The sequence below is a fragment of the Bacillus pinisoli genome (assembly GCF_023036475.1).
In the GTDB taxonomy this organism is placed as follows: Bacteria; Bacillota; Bacilli; order Bacillales; family SA4; genus Bacillus_BS; species Bacillus_BS pinisoli.
This window is the reverse complement of sequence record NZ_JAJQKI010000002.1, coordinates 417,312-435,007: the sequence shown is the minus strand read 5'-3', so window position 1 is coordinate 435,007 and position 17,696 is coordinate 417,312. Positions and strand designations below refer to the sequence as shown.

Below are 17,696 nucleotides of genomic sequence, written 5' to 3'. Positions count from 1 at the left end.
GAGGTGTACACCTCGCTTTTAAATTTGTGCAGATTCTGAAGCAGTACCTTTATTTATCTTTTGACTATATTTACTTCTAGTCACCAGAAGAACTAAATAACTTAATACCCCAAATAGACAAGAAATAAAGAGTGCATGTAAAAGAGCAATTACGATAAATTCAAGTCTTGTCAGCACAACTAATGCTCCACTAATCACTTGAAGACTTACTAGTGTTGCAGCAATGATAAAGCTCCACTTAATTAGAGCTTGATGTTTATAATGCTTTAGAACAATATAAGTAGCATAAATAATCCAAATAAATAATAATCCGGCTGCTAATCTGTGTCCCATTTGAATCCATTCATGCATTTGAGTGGGTAATCCAATTTGATTGAAATTGCAGATTGGCCAGTCTGGACATGCTAAGCTAGCATTTTTATGTCGTACAAAAGCACCTGTATAAACTACCACATAACAATAGAGAATAATTCCAATAATATGAAACTGCACTCGCTTATCAATCACAAGATGTGTCTTACTGTGCTCCTGATCGGCCTCAAATACTAATAATGTTAGTAGTAGAACGGCTGCAAATGATATAAGCGAAATACCAAAGTGTAACGCTAATACGGCTGAGGATTGTTCCCAGACAACAGCAGCAGCACCTATTAATGCTTGTAAAACGAGAAATGAGAAGGAGAGTATAGATAGAAACTTTACTTCTCTAATATGCCCAATTTTGCGCCATGTCCAAATGGACAATGCTAAAACTAAAAAACCAACAGCACCAGTTACGAGACGGTGACTGAGTTCAACAACTAACTCAAAAGTTATGTTGCTAGGAATCAGTTCTCCATGACATAACGGCCAACTATCACCACACCCATCACCAGATTCGGTTTTCGTAACTAGGGCTCCACCTAGAAGTACAAATAACATGCCAATAGTTGTTATAATAGAAAACCACTTAAGAGATCGGTTCAAAAGCCTCACCTTCATTCTAGAAAAAAATAATCAATTATTAACACACAATAGTTATCATATATAAAAGATGTCGAAATATCAAAGGAAAATAAGTGACAATAATGTAAACAGTAAAAAATAGTTTTGTCAATAATATAATATGAAGGAAATAACGGGAATTAATAGAGTAAATATGATGAAAATGGTTGAATAATGTCATTAGTTTTGCTAGAAATATAATGTGGAGATAATTATTTTCAACTTATCTTTACCCGTGTTAAGTATACTATAATCTATGAAAATAAAAACAACCAAATGTTTCATAATGATGAAAATGGATTTTTCTTTTATAATATAGAGAGGTGACGTTATAATATGGTAGTCACAAAAAAGACAAAAAACATACACAACTCCTTCACAATTTTGAAGCTATTTATGGTTTAATATACAGGAGGCATCCTTTTGCTCAGTAGATTAGAATAATAGGGTAGGATAGCCTGTGTTGTTACATTAAAGGAGGATTAATAATGGCAAATTCGAGGACATTAGATGAAGCATCTTCGCATGTAATTGAACATGAAAGTCCTCAGAGTGATGCTTTTGAAACATCCATCTGGAAAGACTTTCAAGCATTGATTAAGGTAGGTATTATTAATTCTAACTTAATTACTGCCTTTACTGGTTTATGGCTGGCTTTTCATTTTACTGGAACTAGCTTCTTTCAGAATTGGGACATTACTCTGTTCACATTACTTGGAACTTCACTTGTTATAGCGGGTTCTTGTAGTTTAAATAACTATATTGATCGTGATATTGATCACTTGATGGAGCGGACAAAAGCCAGACCTACTGTTACGGGAAGGTTTTCGGCAAAACATGTATTATGGATCGGGTTAATTTTGACAGCTATAGGAACTGCCCTTTTAGCTTTAACAACATTAATGGCTGCCGTAATCGGTTTAATTGGTGCTTTCACTTATGTTGTTTTATATACGATGTGGTCTAAACGTAATTACACCATTAATACAGTAATCGGAAGTGTTTCCGGTGCTGTACCACCTTTAATTGGGTGGGCAGCAGTAGATCCGAACCTCCATATGGTGGCTTGGGTTTTATTTTTGATTATGTTTATCTGGCAACCACCACATTTCTTAGCATTAGCAATGAGAAGATGTGAAGAGTACCGAGCAGCAGGTATTCCGATGCTACCAGTCATTCATGGTTTTGAAATGACGAAAAGACAGATTATGGTATGGATTGCTTGCTTACTTCCATTGCCATTCTATTTATATTCACTTGGACCTGTCTTTTTAGTTCTAGCTACTCTTTTGAATGTAGGTTGGCTATACATTGGATTTAAGGGATATAAATCAAAGGACGATATTAAGTGGGCGACTGGAATGTTTGTATATTCACTTAATTACTTGACCATTCTGTTTGTAGCGATGATTATTGCTACATTCTTCTAAACAAGAAACTTCAGAATGTATTTGAGTCTCTCTAACCTTAAAAAGGTTCCACACATTGTGTGGACTCCTGAATCAGCAAAGTAGGTAATGCATCAGGTTATTTACTTTGTTGATTCAGGAGTAGAGAGTAAAAACTCTTTATCTTCTGAAAGCTTAAAGCCTAACTAACATATCGTACGGTTACATAAGGTATTTAAGCGCTTTAAAACCGGGATTCCTTTTGTTTATATATTAGAAAATCCAGGGATGGGATGTTCCCGTACCAACTAAGAATTGATTATTTTAAGGAAAGTGGGGTTAACTACGTTATGAAGCAAAGGCACTTAAAGTGGCGCTTATTTTCATTAGTAACAATGATGGCGCTTTTTTTAGCGGGCTGTGGTGAGCCGTTTCTAACGACACTGGAGCCTAAAGGCGAAGGAGCCGAAATGCAATATTCACTCATGATGATTAGTACAATCATAATGGTTGTTGTTGTATTAATTGTATCTATTATTTTTATCTATGTTCTCTTCCGTTTCCGCGCTAAGAAGGGGGACGAAAATAAGATCCCTGAACAAGTAGAAGGAAACCATAAGCTTGAGATTATGTGGACTGTTATTCCGATCTTATTATTAATCATTTTAGCAGTACCTACAGTAGCTTATACGTTTAAATTAGCAGACGTAACACCAATGAAACCTGAAACTCGTGATGAGAATGCTTTAGTGGTAAACGTTACAGCGTACTTGTATTGGTGGGAGTTTGAATATCCAGACCATAAGGTAGTAACTTCTCAGGATTTAGTTATTCCTACTGGAGAGAGAGTTTACTTTAACCTTAAGGGAGCAGATGTAAAACATGCTTTCTGGGTACCGACTATTGGCGGTAAGATGGACACTAACACAGACAACACTAACCAAATGTGGCTACATGCTTACGACGAAGGAATCTATTATGGTAAATGTACTGAGTTATGTGGACCATCACACGCTTTAATGGACTTTAAAGTAAGAGCAGTATCAAAAGAAGAATTTAATGTATGGATTGATAAAATGGCTAACAATGAGCCAACTGTTGACACTGAACTTGCACAAGCTGGTGAAGAGTTATTTCAATCTAGCTGTATCGGATGTCATGCTGTTGGTAATGAAGGAAGCCGTTTAGCTCCAAATCTATCTAACTTTGCAGACCGCTCTCGTATCGCTGGTATCTTAGATCATAATCCAGAAAACTTAAAGTTATGGTTACAAGACCCAGAATCTTTAAAGCCAGGGAATAAAATGACTGGTACTTATGGTGAATTAACAAATGAAGAAATTGATGCTTTAACTGAATATTTATTTGGTCTTTCCGTAGAAGAGTAATTTAGCATCATTGAAAAGGAGGTAAAATCGTGAGTACGTTAACAAAGAATACGGTTGGCGCAACAATCTGGGACTACTTAACAACAGTAGACCATAAGAAAATCGCCATTCTATACTTCATCGCTGGAGGATTCTTCTTTCTAGTCGGTGGTTTAGAAGCACTTTTTATCCGAATCCAACTTGCAGTACCTAACAATGATTTTGTTAGTGCCGGACTATATAATGAGATTTTAACGATGCACGGTACGACGATGATCTTCTTCGCTGCCATGCCTCTAATTTTTGGATTTATGAATGCCGCAGTTCCTTTACAAATTGGAGCACGTGACGTTGCATTCCCATTCTTAAACTCTTTAGGATTCTGGTTATTCTTCTTCGGAGGAGTTTTCATGAACCTAAGTTGGTTTTTAGGTGGAGCACCAGATGCTGGATGGACTTCTTACGCATCATTAGCAATGGAAAGTGCTACACATGGTGTAGATTTCTATGTATTAGGTTTACAAATTTCAGGGGCAGGTACATTAATCGGGGGTATTAACTTCCTAGTAACGATTATTAATATGCGTGCACCTGGTATGACTTATATGCGTATGCCACTATTTACATGGTCTACATTTGTAACATCTGCTTTAATCTTATTTGCATTCCCAGCTTTAACTGTTGGACTATTCTTAATGATGTTTGATCGTTTATTTGGTTCAAATTTCTTTAATGAAGCACTTGGTGGTAACACTATTATCTGGGAGCACTTATTCTGGATCTTTGGTCACCCAGAGGTTTATATCTTAATCTTACCGGCTTTCGGTATATTCTCTGAAATATTTGCTACATTCTCTAAGAAACGTCTATTCGGTTATTCGGCAATGGTATTTGCTACAGTATTAATCGGATTCTTAGGTTTCATGGTTTGGGCGCATCATATGTTTACAACTGGTTTAGGACCAATTGCTAACGCAATCTTTGCTGTTGCTACAATGGCAATCGCAGTTCCTACTGGAGTTAAAATCTTCAACTGGTTATTAACGATGTGGGGCGGACAAATTCGCTTTACCGTTCCAATGTTATATGCTGTTGCTTTCATTCCTACATTCTTAATGGGTGGAGTAACAGGGGTAATGCTAGCAGCTGCTGCAGCTGACTACCAATACCATGACTCATACTTTGTAGTAGCTCACTTCCACTATGTAATTGTAGGTGGAGTTGTATTTGGTCTTTTTGCAGGTCTTCACTACTGGTGGCCAAAAGTATTTGGTAAAATGCTACATGAAGGTTTAGGGAAAATTACATTCTGGACATTCTTAATTGGATTCCATTTAACTTTCTTTATTCAGCATTTCTTAGGATTAATGGGTATGCCACGTCGTATCTTCACTTACTTACCTGGTCAAGGTTTAGAACTTGGTAACTTAATTAGTTCAATTGGTGCAATCGGTATGGCAATTGGTACAATCGTATTAGTTATTAATGTTATCTACACTTCAGTAAAAGGTAAGAAGATGGGGAATGATCCTTGGGGTACTGGAAGAACGCTTGAATGGGCAATCTCTTCTCCAGCTCCAGAATATAACTTTAAGCAAACTCCACTTGTTCGTGGATTAGATGCTCTTTGGGTTGAAAAAATGGAAGGGCGTAATGAAATGACTCCAGCTGAACCAGTAGGAGATATTCATATGCCAAATCCTTCAATTTTACCTTTTGTTATGTCTGTAGGATTATTTGTTGCAGCATTTGGATTTATGTATGCCGATATCGCTGGAGATGGTCCAGTTAATGTTCCTTCATTAATCGTAGGAATTGTAGGTATGGGTATTACATTAGGTTCGATGTTCTTACGTTCAGTTATTGATGACCATGGATTCCATATCCATAAAGAAGATCTAGAAAATGAAGACAAGGGGGTCAAGGCATAATGGGAGCTCATATTGAAGAAAAATTAACAGCTGAAACATTCCCTGCTGAGCCCGAAAAAGCGACCCTTGAAGGGAAAAATAAATTTTTAGCTTTTTGGTTCTTCCTTGGAGGAGAAACGGTATTATTCGGTTCTCTATTCGCAACTTATTTAGCGTTGAAGGATTCTACGGCTGGTGGCCCAACTACTCAAGACCTGTTTGAAATGCCAATCGTATTCTTAGCTACAATGCTTTTATTAACAAGCTCTTTAACAAGTGTGTATGCAATGTACCACATGAAGAATTTTGATTTCAAAAAAATGCAACTTTGGTTATTCGTAACAGTACTATTAGGTTTAGCCTTCTTAGTTCTTGAAATTTACGAGTTTAATCATTATGTACATGAATTTGAACATACGTTTACAAGTAGTGCATTTGGTTCTGCTTTCTATACGCTTGTTGGATTCCATGGTGCGCACGTTGCCTTTGGTTTACTGTGGATCATTACATTAATGGTTCGTAATGCAAGACGTGGTTTAAATCTGTACAATGCACCTAAATTCTATATTGCTAGTCTTTACTGGCACTTTATTGACGTTGTTTGGGTGTTCATTTTTACTGTAGTATACTTAATGGGGATGGTGGGATAAACATATGGCTACAAAACAAACCGGTAACCCTACTGTAGATTTAGCCTATCGCCGTAAGAAAAATAAGCAAGATATGAAACATCAAGTAATTACTTTTGCTTTAATGATTGCTCTAACATTAGTCGCGTTTTTAGCGGTTGGCTACGAAGAGTTTTCACCTTGGTTTTCAGTACCATTTATTATATTACTTGCTATCGTTCAAGTAATATTCCAGCTTTACTATTTCATGCATATGAGTCATAAGGGGCATGAGGGTCCTGCATTATTCCTTTATTCAGGTCTTCTAGTTGCTCTTATAACGGTTCTTGCATTCGTTACAATCATTTGGTGGTAAGTTGAAAAGGATGAGCTTAATGCTCATCCTTTTGTTATATATTACCTAAACAAATTCACATAACGTTCATTGAACATAAAAATTGAACTATTGTATAATGGATATGTTTACTACGTAATATCAGTTCCTTTTGGAGGTGACAATATGGACATTAGTATTTTTGGATTCAGAGCATTATGGAGTCCAGTTTTCCTGGCGTTCACGATAATTGTAATTGGAATCTATTTCTATATTATTCGAAAGGAAGGATATCAAGTATCAAAGAAGCAGCAATTCTTCTTTTTATCAAGTATGATCTTGTTATACTTAATGAAGGGTGGACCTTTTGATCTGCTTGGTCATTTAATGTTTAGTGCTCATATGACTGCAATGGCCATTGTATACTTAGCTGTTCCTCCTTTAATGCTATTAGGGTTACCGGAAAACCTTTTAAGAGAGTTTATTAATATAAAGGCTATACGTCCTTTGTATGCGTTCTTTACGAAGCCATTAATTGCATTATTATTATTTAATGGACTGTTCTCGATTTATCATATACCTTTAGTTTTTGATGTGGTGAAAACAGATATGGTTCTACACAGTATTACTACTAGTATCCTGTTAGTTGGCGCATTTCTAATGTGGTGGCCAGTTGTTAATCCGTTACCGGAAGAAGAGTCTTTAACACCTATCAAGAAAATTGGGTATATCTTTGCAGACGGTGTTCTGTTAACACCGGCTTGTGCACTTATTATTTTTGCTTCAGTGCCGTTATATAGTACGTATACAGATCCAACATTATGGCTGACAGCTTTAGAGTTATGTGTACCGGCTGATATGCTCTCATCTCTTTCAATCAGTACTCCTGAACTATTCAATTGGTTCCCACTTGTTGAGGACCAACAACTTGGTGGAGTTATAATGAAGGTTGTCCAAGAGATTGTTTATGGATCTATTCTTGGTTATATCTTTTTCAACTGGGCTAAAAAAGAGAGAGAGAAAGATCAATTGGAGATTAACGCAAGACCACAGTTAAATTAGGGCTGCAACATTACTTTAGAAAAGTCTCTAGAGTGATGATAATCCGAGATTGTGTATAAGAAAGGATTGCTTATATGAATTTACCTATTTTACCTACGATTAGTACAACCTTCATTGTGTTAAGTGCCATTTCAGTGGCAATTGGTTGGGTTCTAATCTCAAAAAGAAACTTAGAAGCACATAAGAAAGTAATGACACTAGCAGCTGTGTTTGCAATCATCTTTTTTATCATCTATGCTTCAAGAACAATCTTTATTGGGAATACGTCGTTTGGTGGACCTGACGATATTAAAATTTATTACACCATATTTCTTATTTTCCATATAACCCTAGCAACAGTTGGAGCAGTGCTTGGTTTAACGACTCTCTATTATGGTTATAAGAACAATCTAGAAAAGCACAGAAAGCTAGGACCTGTGACAAGTATTATATGGTTTTTTACAGCTATTACAGGAGTTGCTGTCTATTTATTACTTTATGTCTTTTATCACGGTGGCGAAACGACATCCGTTATTAAGGCAATACTGGGTTACTAACGAATTCAATAATTAAGTCATATGTAAAGTTGGTCATAGAATAGGATATTCTATGACCTTTTTTAGTTCATGTAGGATAGTAAACACACTACAACATCGACACAAATGTTCCTAAACAAAGAAAAGGCGTATGCTCCTTTTCTTTGTTTAGGCTTATTTGACCTTTAAGGATAAAATTCCAAGACGAGAAGTCTTGGATCTTTATTAGCTATTTTGGGTAATGAGAGCTTCTTCTAAAGAATGCTGGTGAGGAGGAGAGTATCTTTGGAAATTGTTACTGAACGTTTATTATTAGTTCCTTGTTCATTGGATTTAACGAAATCTCTCGTTTTATACAGAAAAGAACTTGAGAAAAGATCTCCTATTAAAATTCCTCAAGATTGGCCTTCTTCTCAACTCATTGGAATGCTTCCGTTTTATATTGAGCAATTGGAATCAGATCAGGAGGAATATGGGTGGGGCATATGGATGATCATCATGTATGAGGAAAAACGAATAATAGGTGACTTTATGATGAGAGGTAAGCCTAAGAATGGTGTTGTAGAATTTAGTTATCATCTTGTTAGGAATATTAATGACGAGGGATTAGCATTTGAAGCAGTTGAAGCCATGATGGACTGGCTAATAGAAGTTCATGATGTTCATTCGTTCCTGACAGAATGTGAGGTCCAAGATCATAAGGCTATTCGCTTATTTGAACGACTTGGAATGAAATGTACATCCAAGGATGGCGAGTTTTTATACTGGGAGTTGCATTATGCTGATAATGAATAAGCAACTGGGTATTTTTTGGGTAGTAGTCTTGTAAATGTAAATCTTAGCCTAACCAGAAAGGCTATTGATTATAAAAAAATGATTGGTCGAAAAGTGAAGAACAAAGAAATAAAAAGACCTTGAATTTCTTCAAGGTCTCAGAACTTTATTATAACTTAAAATTTATTCTGATAATTCCGGCTTCACGAGCTGAATTAAAGCCGATTAATAGTAGTGGACCAATAACAAAACCAAGGAATCCAAAAATCTCAAGACCTAAATACATGGCAATTAGGGTGGATAATGGTGATAGACCAATATGATTCCCCATTACTTTAGGTTCAACAGTTCTCCTAATAATTAATAGGATGGCGGCTAGTATGGCTATTTTTGTTCCTAATACCGTTTTCCCTGTAAGGAGGAGAAATAAAGCCCATGGACCAAGAATGACGATAGAACCGATAAGAGGTATAAAATCAATGATCCATATGATAAACGACATCACGATTGCTACTTCTGGTTCAACAATCAATAATAGTCCAATAAGACAAGTAACAAAAATTAAAATTGAAACTAAAAACTGTGCCTTTAGAAAACCAAAAACAACATAAGAAAGTCTAGACGACATAAACTGAACTTTCTCTGCAGTTCGATCAGTCATATGGCTAAAAGCAGTCTTTTTCAATCGAGGTAAATCCATTAAAAATAAGAAAAGTGCAATTAAATATACAAGAAGACTTACTAAGTAATTTGGAATTTTTGTAACAATTTGTCTCAGGTTGTCAATGTTGACTGAATCAGTAATGCTTTTTCTAACTCCTTCTAGAAAGTCACGAACCTGTTGGGTAATCTCGGTTACAATTTCTTTTGGCATATCTTCTGCTACATTTTGTATACGGTTTTCAAATAGAAACCATGCTCTGTTAATATCGTTGACATAAAGAGGAACATTTTGCGCAAATTGTATTCCTTCACCTACTACTTTTGTGGTGATAAAATAACTACTTATTCCTACAAGTAAAATAAATAGTAAAAAAATAATAATGACAGATGAACTTCTAGATAACTTAGTTTTTTTAAACAATAACTTGACAATAGGGTCTAAAAATAACGCAGTTATAAATGCTGCTACTAAAGGAATAGAGATTGGAAGCACAAATAAGAAAAGAAATAGAGCGATGATAATGATCATTGCTATAATGAGAAAACGTTTTGATAATAAGTTAGACAAAGTGACGCTCCTTTCTATCACAAATGAAATCGGTTCATGTTTGTACTTTAAATTATAGTATGATTATTTTAATAATAACAGTGATATATGTAAAACATCAGTAAAAAACACACTATTAAGAAAATAGTGCCCATTTTTCATTTCTCTCATATACTGTAGGGAAGATACTGATGAGGGGGAAACACTATGTTTACAAAGGTTTTACCATATGGTTCTGTTCATATTGCAGATCAGATTGTTTCATTAATTGCTTCACTTGCAATTGTCGAAGTGGATGGCGTGGCAGGTACGGTTGCTGATTTTAAAGATGAAATGATACGAGTGGTCAATAAAAAAACGAGACAAAAAGGGATTTTAATTGAAAAGGGTGAGTTCGAAGAAATTTCTATTGAAATGAAGGTAGCTCTGTATTATGGTGTCGATATCGTTGAGACTTGTAAAGCGATCCAGGCAGCAGTGAAGTATGAGATTGAAGCCATGACTGGTATTGAAGTTAACTCCGTTCATGTAAAAGTAGAGCAAATAAAAGTAAAAACGCATGAATAACATGCGTTTTTTTTGTGTGTACTATGAAAGTGTTTGTAATGCTTGATTAACGCGTTTTAAAAGTTCATCACTTTTGTTGAGAACACTCTTAGGGAATACTTCTCCCTCTCCATATTCTACACCATGAGGATAATAATGCTTACCTAATAGTGGAGTTAGGAGTTTAATGGTTGCATCGTGGCGTCCGATATCACCTTCAACTGTGAAGCCTTGTACACGAAGGTAGTAAACTTCTTTTGCTTCTAGTACTTCAATCTTATAGTCATACGTTACACGCTCATAGTCCCATTGACCTGCGCGAACAAAGCCGATCTCTTCCATTAGATCATCTAGATGATGTAAATCAACAACAATATTCTCAATTCCTGTATTTTCAAATTTCATTGTATGTATCCCTCCTCAAAAACTATCCAAACTTATAATATAATTAAAACTGCTATCATGCAATGTATTGTGTCTATTTTAGTTGAAGATTTTATGACGTTTTGGCGAAATTTTCATAATTCTATCCCAATAGATTGGAAATAATCAGAATGAATGACACGAATTTGATTGCTTATACTAAAGAATAGTGTAGCTCAGGTAGTATTGAGTTATGCTTGCTTGTTTCATTTAATTTGATTAGGGGGTAACATGATGCAAACGGTACGTGATATTATGACGACGAATGTTGAGTTTTGTACTCCATTAGATAATATTTATGAAGTAGCGGTCAAAATGAAGGACTTAAATGTAGGTGCTATACCTATTTGTGAAGACGACAAGCTAATTGGAATGATTACAGACCGTGATTTAGTTGTCAGAGGGTATGCAGAGAAGCATTCGGGCTCTTTCGAAGTTACGAAAGTGATGAGCGACCATTTAATAACGGTTAAGCCTGATACTTCACTTGAAGAAGCATCAAGAATCATGTCTGAAAAACAAATCAGAAGACTCCCAGTCGTTGAAAATGGACAACTTGTCGGTATCGTTGCTTTAGGAGACCTGGCAGTAAATCAAATGTCTGATGAAAGTGCAGGTCATGCCTTGTCCGAAATTTCAGAGCCTACCCATCCTACGCATTAATGAAAGAAGCATCCCTTAGGGGGTGCTTCTTTTTTGTTTCCATTCTATACTGTGATGCTTAGCCGATTAATACCATTGAGCTAAAGACGTTATAAAGATAGGTAGCTAATGACTAGTTGAGAGTAATGTTAAAACGTTTTAAGATTCCGTAGTAAAACCGTGGACATAGAATTACTAGAAGTCCGTGGTTTTTTAATATGCAATAAGACTAAGCTTATTGATGTAGTGATATAAACTAGTAAAAGTTTTAATAGATTCAATTCTATGAAAAATTCTAGCATTTCCCCATAATATAAGAATATTTATATTTTTGCTTAATATAATGAGAAAAAGGCCGAAGGAGAGGAGACAATTGAGAAAAATTAGTTTAATTTTATCGCTCTTATTACTATTATCTTTTTTCTCGTTATATTCTCAATGGGACTCTAGTATAACCAATGATGAGACGTTGGTGACGATACAAGAAAGCGCTTCACATCAATCCACTTCACATTCCCTAGAGACCAACATAATTTCAGCACACACAGAAGAAAAATACAATGGTATCCAAAATCTACTCGGACTATCTGGTGACGAAATTATTCAAAAATGGGGAGAACCAACTCGAATGGATCCTTCCTCTTATGAATATATGTGGTGGATATATAAATTGAATGAACATTCGTATGTACAAGTTGGAGTATTGGACAATAAAGTTGTCACTATTTATGGAACCGGTGATGATGTAAATATTGATCCTTTCTATATTGGTCAACCATACGAAGAAATCGCTAAAAATTTTATACTATCAGATCAACACTCTTTTAAGGTTGGGGAAAATACGTATCGTTTTGAACTATCTGAAGAAGAACAACATGTTCGACCTTTAATACAACTAGGAAATGTATGGGTGCAACTTTATGTAGATCAGTTTACAAATAGACTTTCTAGTATACGGTTTATGGATGCCTCTACGTTAATAAAACAGAGGCCTTATGAATTAGTGTATAGAGGTGAGTTAATTAATGCTAGAGACTTATCACAAGAAGAATGGAAAGCTATTGAATTAGGTAGTGCTCAACAAATTATTGATATTACGAATATGATTCGAAAAAGGCACAAGGTTAACGATGTAAAGTGGCATGAACCCACTTCACAAGTTGCTTTTCTTCATAGTATGGATATGATGAAGAATGGGTATTTTTCTCACGATTCACCGACTGCAGGAGGATTAGCTGACCGCTTGGAAGCAGGAAAGATAAAATACCATTTAGCAGGTGAGAATATAGCTGCCAAGTATGTTGACGGTATTGCAGCAGTTGAAGGATGGCTAAATAGTGAAGGGCATCGGGAGACTTTATTAAATAACAAATTTACTCATTTAGGTGTAGGGGTATATGAAAAATATTATACGCAGAACTTTATAAGTACGTGGGAACCAAAAAAATAACAAGAAGTGTTTTCTTCTTGTTATTTTTATTGTTGACTTAATCTAGAATCTTATATCGATGGAATGTAAAATAATCTTTGTTCCAAAATCCGTAACAGCTTATGTTCGTTTCTTCTGATATTGGAATAGGGAGGCCAGCAGTAGATACCCTTACTGCTTTTATTCGGCTAAGTTTTTGATTAACTATAATTAGAGTCGTTACATAGACGTAATGATTACCAATAAATTTCTTTTGTTTGCTAGTAAACTGTACAACCTTTCCAGTGATGAATGCTTCTTCTTTAATGTGATCAAGTTCATAATATTCCTCATATTTTCTTTTCCGTTCTTTTAAGGTAATAATAAGAAAATAAAGAAAAATGATAGGTATCACGATTGCTGCAACCATGTTTACTGATTCTTCCTCTTTATAATAAAAAAGCTTGCTGTTGAGTGAGCGATTAAGGCACCATCATCTCGAAAAACACGGCCTTCACATACAACAGTCTTTGAGCCTTTGTGTATAATGGACGCGATACACTTAAACTCATTACCCACACCTGGAGCAACATAATTAATTTTAAGCTCAGAGGTAACGGCAAATTGATCACTTGGAAGAACTCGATGTACTAATGTTCCCATTGCAGAATCAATGAGTGTGGCCGTAATGCCACCATGTACAATATTTAATGAATTTTGAATAATAGGGTTTGCTGGAATAACCATTTCTAATTGTTGTTCTTGTTCCATAAAGTTACTTTTAGCACGTAGTAACCCCCCTAAATAAGACCCGTTCTTGCCGTCCTGTTTTCTTCTTAATCCCTCAAGTATGAGCTTTAAAACAGCAGTTTCTTCTTCAGTCGCATTTTGTAGATACGTATGTAAATCATTGTGAATGGTTTGATCCATATATTACCCTTCCTTACATTTTTTGTTTATGTTATTTTACCATACTCATAAGTATCTGTTAAAAAAATGGGCGAACATTCTTATCCTTTTTTTCTACACTATATTGTAGGCATATGTTTATATAGCGTTCAAACAGAGGTGATTCTTTAATGAGTAAAAAGACATTACATCCTTCTATTCAGAAGTTTAAGCAATTTGTTAAAAAACATCCTAAATTAGTGGCTGAAGTAAAGAAAGAGAATAAAACTTGGCAGGAATTATACGAAGAATGGTACTTACTCGGAGAAGATGATGAAGTGTGGAAGCAATATCGAAATGATGGTGAAACAAAAGAGGAAGAAAAGGATGTAAAGGGTAAAACTGATTTTATGAATACTATTTTAACAGCAGTAAAAGGGATGGACTACACACAGGTGCAACAGCATATCTCCAATTTTGGTGATGCTATAAGCAACATTCAACAATTGATTGGACAGTTTCAAGGGACGAAGGGTGCATCCAATAGTAACCCTCAACAAAATCAACCTTTTTTCTTCAATAAGGATTAAAGGGGAGCATTAAGATGAGACAAGAGGTTTTGCAAATCATTAGATCAAACGATCAATACAAGAAATATGTGCGGGAACAACCTTTTTGGTACCGTAAGCTCTCAAGAAATCCTTCTAGTATCCAAGAATTAGACTTAGCGTCAAAAGAATATTATAAACAGACAATTCCTCATAAGGTTACGAATTTTTCTCAACAGCTTCAGATGGCATCTATGATGATCGGGATGTTTCAATCAATGCGAGAAAGTGATTAAAGGCGAATGGCTAAATAGTTCATTCGCTTTTTTTGTTATTACAAAGGGTACTTGCAGTTTTCATGTTTTTTAGGTGTATAAACCTTGTTCCCTGCAAACAATATGTACGAAAAGGAGTGGTTATATATGAGATATCTTCTATTAATTATGATTGTGCTACTTGCAGCTTGTGGTACAGATGATCCTAAACCACCAGAAGCTAATTCACACGAAGTAATCCCAGTTAGTGCATATGGCAAGGTGGTTGAAGCGAGTACAACCGTTAGTAAGCAAGACCTAACAATCAGACATAATGTAAAAGATAAAAATATTTATGTGGAAGTGGTTATTCCGAATTTTAACTTTAGTTCTAAAGGAAAACAGAAGAAAGTGGACGGCGAAGGATATATTCATCTTTACTTAAATGGAAAGAAAGTTGATGAAATACACCAAGCTGCATTTATCGTGAAAGGTCTTCCATCTGGTAAACATGATGTAAAGATTGAATTAGTTCAAAACGATGCAACAAGCTATGGAGTGGAAGAAGAGTTTTCTGTAACAATTCCATAAGTGAGTAAAAATGAACCTTGGCAGAGGTTCATTTTTTAAGTGTAGTATTTATACATGATATAAATTAGCACTTTTTTACTTTTTCCAACTTAATTCATTTTCGCCTTTTTCAAATTCATGATATGATAGGTGTTGGTAGGAGGTGTCGCTATGCTTTCAACTTTAGAAAGAGTTGAGTTAGTAGAAGAGGCTGAATTTCTAGGACGCATGATCATAAAATCTGAAGTAGCGGAGCATTATCGCCACTGCTTATATATATTGAATCATGATCAAGAAGCACAAGATCTTATTAAGAGATTTGTAAAAATAAAAGATCGTTATGAAGAAGTTCAAAGGTTTGGTAAGTATCATCCTGATTATAAAGAGGTAATGATGGAGACACGTTATCTGAAAAGGGATGTGGATTTACACCCTACTATATCTGCCTTTAAGAAAGCCGAGAATCAGTTGCAAGAACTATTAGATGAGGTAAGTGTTCTGATTGGCCAAGCAGTCTCCGAGTATATTAAAGTGCCGACAGGAAACCCATTTTTTGATCAAATGTCTTGTAGTGGTGGCTGTGGATCAGGTGGGAGTTGTGGATGTAGTAAGTAACTATAAGCTAATTGCTTATAGTTATTTTTTTAATCTAATACAATCGGTACATATATTACCACAGCAGAACATTTTTTCTTGAGGGACATAAAAACGATGCCTATAAACATAGAGGTTAGCTTCATATCGTACAAAGATGGTCTCAGAATGAAGTCGTTTTCCCTTCATAACATAGGCTGACTTTGTTTTAATGATTTTTTCAAGAAAAAAACGATCTTCTTCTTCCTTTATCTCAATATATAAAAAGGGGATACCTGAATAATTTTGTTTTTTTACGGACAGGATCGCTTGGTCATTTGCCAGTTGCTCGAGAAAGCAAGACCAAATGATGTCTAAGTTCATGGAGTCTGACTCCTTTCGAGGATTATTTGTCAGAGATACTAAAGTACCATAATAATCTAAGTCTTACCAAACTTCTATTGCTTGTCAATTATCTTTCATGCTAGACTAGAATTTGACAGATTGATGGTTAAAGGAGAAGAATCAGGATGTTTGAAAAACGACAGGGAATTGTGGTTTGGCTGCACCATTTAAAGCAAGTAAAAAACTTACGTCGATTTGGGAACATCCATTATGTTTCTAAACGTTTAAAATACTGTGTCCTCTATTGTAATATGGATGAAATGGAGACACTCACTAAAAAGCTACAGGCATTACCTTTTGTTAAAACGGTGGAGCCTTCGTATAAACCCTTTCTAAAAATGGAATTTGAAAATTCAAAGCCTGACAAAGCAAAGGAATACGATTATAAAGTTGGTATATAAGATTACAAAGGATTGTATAGAGAATACATAAATGAGGCCTGCTTTAAAAAGCGGGCCTTTTTTAATGTTCCACTATGAAAGTGGAGGAATCATATGATGAAGCCTTAAAATGCCAATCACGTACTGGTAATATAGTTCTTTTTCAGCAAATGCAGACGATGGTTTGATTTTAAAGGTGATGATTTGTTGCTGCAGTTCCTCACTTAATGCCTCAAACAGTTCGAAACGTTGACTCTTTTTCAGAGGATTAACAGGTAGCCCTTCTCTGCAAATGTAGATTGGTTGGAACTTTCCAACGTCTGCTGGATGCAATACGACTGCTAAGGATAGGACAGTTTTATCTCCATCTACTGTTTGTAAGGCAAGCAATCTCTTTACACGGTGTTGATTTGATTTGGCAATTTCTATTAGCTCATAGAGATCTGAATACCCTTCACCAAGTTCTATAAAGCGTTGAATCATACTACAAACTTCCCTTCTAAAACTCTATTCAATCTTCTCCATTATCATACATGATAAAACCAGGAGTGTCAGTCAGTTAATACGTGTATTTTCAAATTTATAGTACTTGTTAAACGCTGCTGATGTTTTCCTACCCATAAAAAAATCCCTGCAGTTCTTCACACTGCAGGGTCCTTCTATTCCTTAAAGCGAGCTTTAAGAGTAAGAAGGCAAAGGGAGAGGAGAAACCGGAGGAAGAACTTATGGGGAAACGTAAGTCTTCTCCGCGGTTGGCAACAACATCACGCATAAGGATGTTGTTACTACTAAGTATGACCAAAAGAGATACTGCTATACATTATGTCAATATTTTATTTGTATAGTTTTGATTTTTTTCCATTTATGGTAGGATAGGGTTGTTTATAAAGGCTCTTTTCGCAAAGAT

Annotated in this window: 23 protein-coding genes; 16 read left to right on the top strand and 7 right to left on the bottom strand. The window is 35.4% G+C overall.

Annotated features, from left to right (window positions below):
• Positions 1-18: 18 nt before the first annotated feature.
• Positions 19-966 carry a COX15/CtaA family protein gene (locus LT143_RS04600; protein WP_246940331.1) on the bottom strand — a complete coding sequence of 316 codons (948 nt, stop codon included), beginning with the start codon at positions 964-966 and terminating at the stop codon, positions 19-21.
• A gap of 506 nt (positions 967-1,472) precedes the next feature.
• On the opposite strand from LT143_RS04600, the gene cyoE reads away from it, so the two are divergent.
• The 8 genes from cyoE (at position 1,473) to LT143_RS04560 (ending at position 8,963) form a co-directional block, all read left to right on the top strand.
• Positions 1,473-2,414: a heme o synthase gene (cyoE, locus tag LT143_RS04595; RefSeq protein ID WP_246940328.1), complete on the top strand. Its 942-nt coding sequence runs from the start codon at positions 1,473-1,475 to the stop codon at positions 2,412-2,414.
• Positions 2,415-2,722: 308 nt separating this feature from the next.
• Positions 2,723-3,760 (top strand): cytochrome c oxidase subunit II, encoded by a 1,038-nt coding sequence (gene coxB / locus LT143_RS04590; protein ID WP_246940325.1) that lies wholly within the window; start codon positions 2,723-2,725, stop codon positions 3,758-3,760.
• A gap of 26 nt (positions 3,761-3,786) precedes the next feature.
• Complete coding sequence (gene ctaD / locus LT143_RS04585) at positions 3,787-5,670, top strand: cytochrome c oxidase subunit I (RefSeq protein WP_246940401.1); 1,884 nt, start codon at positions 3,787-3,789, stop codon at positions 5,668-5,670.
• Positions 5,670-6,299: a cytochrome (ubi)quinol oxidase subunit III gene (locus LT143_RS04580; protein WP_246940323.1), complete on the top strand. Its 630-nt coding sequence runs from the start codon at positions 5,670-5,672 to the stop codon at positions 6,297-6,299. Before ctaD ends, LT143_RS04580 begins: the two co-directional genes overlap by 1 nt.
• A 4-nt stretch (positions 6,300-6,303) precedes the next feature.
• The gene (gene ctaF, locus LT143_RS04575; RefSeq protein ID WP_246940320.1) at positions 6,304-6,633 is read left to right on the top strand and encodes a cytochrome c oxidase subunit IVB; all 330 of its coding nucleotides are present in this window, start codon (positions 6,304-6,306) and stop codon (positions 6,631-6,633) included.
• A gap of 144 nt (positions 6,634-6,777) precedes the next feature.
• Positions 6,778-7,653 (top strand): cytochrome c oxidase assembly factor CtaG, encoded by an 876-nt coding sequence (gene ctaG / locus LT143_RS04570; protein WP_246940317.1) that lies wholly within the window; start codon positions 6,778-6,780, stop codon positions 7,651-7,653.
• 74 nt (positions 7,654-7,727) lie between these two features.
• Positions 7,728-8,189, top strand: a complete 462-nt coding sequence (locus tag LT143_RS04565) for a DUF420 domain-containing protein (RefSeq protein ID WP_246940313.1) — start codon at positions 7,728-7,730, stop codon at positions 8,187-8,189.
• Between the two features lie 264 nt (positions 8,190-8,453).
• Positions 8,454-8,963: a GNAT family N-acetyltransferase gene (locus LT143_RS04560; protein ID WP_246940310.1), complete on the top strand. Its 510-nt coding sequence runs from the start codon at positions 8,454-8,456 to the stop codon at positions 8,961-8,963.
• A gap of 148 nt (positions 8,964-9,111) precedes the next feature.
• Here the strand turns inward: LT143_RS04560 and ytvI are convergent, their stop codons facing one another.
• Positions 9,112-10,173 (bottom strand): sporulation integral membrane protein YtvI, encoded by a 1,062-nt coding sequence (ytvI, locus tag LT143_RS04555; protein WP_246940307.1) that lies wholly within the window; start codon positions 10,171-10,173, stop codon positions 9,112-9,114.
• Positions 10,174-10,359: 186 nt separating this feature from the next.
• On the opposite strand from ytvI, the gene LT143_RS04550 reads away from it, so the two are divergent.
• Entirely contained in the window at positions 10,360-10,719 is a 360-nt protein-coding gene (locus LT143_RS04550; protein WP_246940304.1) for an Asp23/Gls24 family envelope stress response protein, read from the top strand.
• Positions 10,720-10,740: 21 nt separating this feature from the next.
• Here LT143_RS04550 and LT143_RS04545 read toward each other — a convergent pair whose 3' ends face one another.
• Positions 10,741-11,103, bottom strand: coding sequence for a YugN family protein (locus LT143_RS04545; RefSeq protein WP_246940301.1), 363 nt, complete (start codon positions 11,101-11,103; stop codon positions 10,741-10,743).
• Between the two features lie 252 nt (positions 11,104-11,355).
• On the opposite strand from LT143_RS04545, the gene LT143_RS04540 reads away from it, so the two are divergent.
• Both LT143_RS04540 and LT143_RS04535 read left to right on the top strand, forming a co-directional pair.
• Positions 11,356-11,784, top strand: coding sequence for a CBS domain-containing protein (locus LT143_RS04540; protein WP_246940298.1), 429 nt, complete (start codon positions 11,356-11,358; stop codon positions 11,782-11,784).
• A gap of 352 nt (positions 11,785-12,136) precedes the next feature.
• The gene (locus LT143_RS04535) at positions 12,137-13,213 is read left to right on the top strand and encodes a CAP domain-containing protein (RefSeq protein WP_246940295.1); all 1,077 of its coding nucleotides are present in this window, start codon (positions 12,137-12,139) and stop codon (positions 13,211-13,213) included.
• 37 nt (positions 13,214-13,250) lie between these two features.
• Here LT143_RS04535 and LT143_RS04530 read toward each other — a convergent pair whose 3' ends face one another.
• Entirely contained in the window at positions 13,251-13,601 is a 351-nt protein-coding gene (locus tag LT143_RS04530; protein WP_246940292.1) for a hypothetical protein, read from the bottom strand.
• A gap of 2 nt (positions 13,602-13,603) precedes the next feature.
• Complete coding sequence (locus tag LT143_RS04525; protein ID WP_246940289.1) at positions 13,604-14,101, bottom strand: PaaI family thioesterase; 498 nt, start codon at positions 14,099-14,101, stop codon at positions 13,604-13,606.
• 149 nt (positions 14,102-14,250) lie between these two features.
• On the opposite strand from LT143_RS04525, the gene ylbD reads away from it, so the two are divergent.
• The 4 genes from ylbD (at position 14,251) to LT143_RS04505 (ending at position 16,046) form a co-directional block, all read left to right on the top strand.
• A complete protein-coding gene (ylbD, locus tag LT143_RS04520; RefSeq protein WP_246940286.1) occupies positions 14,251-14,649 on the top strand; it encodes a YlbD family protein in 399 nt (132 codons plus the stop codon).
• 14 nt (positions 14,650-14,663) lie between these two features.
• The gene (locus tag LT143_RS04515; protein ID WP_246940283.1) at positions 14,664-14,903 is read left to right on the top strand and encodes a YlbE-like family protein; all 240 of its coding nucleotides are present in this window, start codon (positions 14,664-14,666) and stop codon (positions 14,901-14,903) included.
• Between the two features lie 126 nt (positions 14,904-15,029).
• On the top strand, positions 15,030-15,452 hold the full coding sequence (locus LT143_RS04510; protein ID WP_246940280.1) for a hypothetical protein: 423 nt from the start codon (positions 15,030-15,032) through the stop codon (positions 15,450-15,452).
• A gap of 150 nt (positions 15,453-15,602) precedes the next feature.
• Positions 15,603-16,046 carry a YlbF/YmcA family competence regulator gene (locus tag LT143_RS04505; protein ID WP_246940277.1) on the top strand — a complete coding sequence of 148 codons (444 nt, stop codon included), beginning with the start codon at positions 15,603-15,605 and terminating at the stop codon, positions 16,044-16,046.
• 21 nt (positions 16,047-16,067) lie between these two features.
• Here LT143_RS04505 and LT143_RS04500 read toward each other — a convergent pair whose 3' ends face one another.
• Positions 16,068-16,388 (bottom strand): hypothetical protein, encoded by a 321-nt coding sequence (locus tag LT143_RS04500; protein WP_246940273.1) that lies wholly within the window; start codon positions 16,386-16,388, stop codon positions 16,068-16,070.
• A gap of 146 nt (positions 16,389-16,534) precedes the next feature.
• On the opposite strand from LT143_RS04500, the gene LT143_RS04495 reads away from it, so the two are divergent.
• Positions 16,535-16,810, top strand: coding sequence for a YlbG family protein (locus LT143_RS04495; RefSeq protein ID WP_246940267.1), 276 nt, complete (start codon positions 16,535-16,537; stop codon positions 16,808-16,810).
• Between the two features lie 72 nt (positions 16,811-16,882).
• Here LT143_RS04495 and LT143_RS04490 read toward each other — a convergent pair whose 3' ends face one another.
• Entirely contained in the window at positions 16,883-17,272 is a 390-nt protein-coding gene (locus tag LT143_RS04490; RefSeq protein ID WP_246940264.1) for a DUF7147 family protein, read from the bottom strand.
• Between the last annotated feature and the right edge of the window lie 424 nt (positions 17,273-17,696).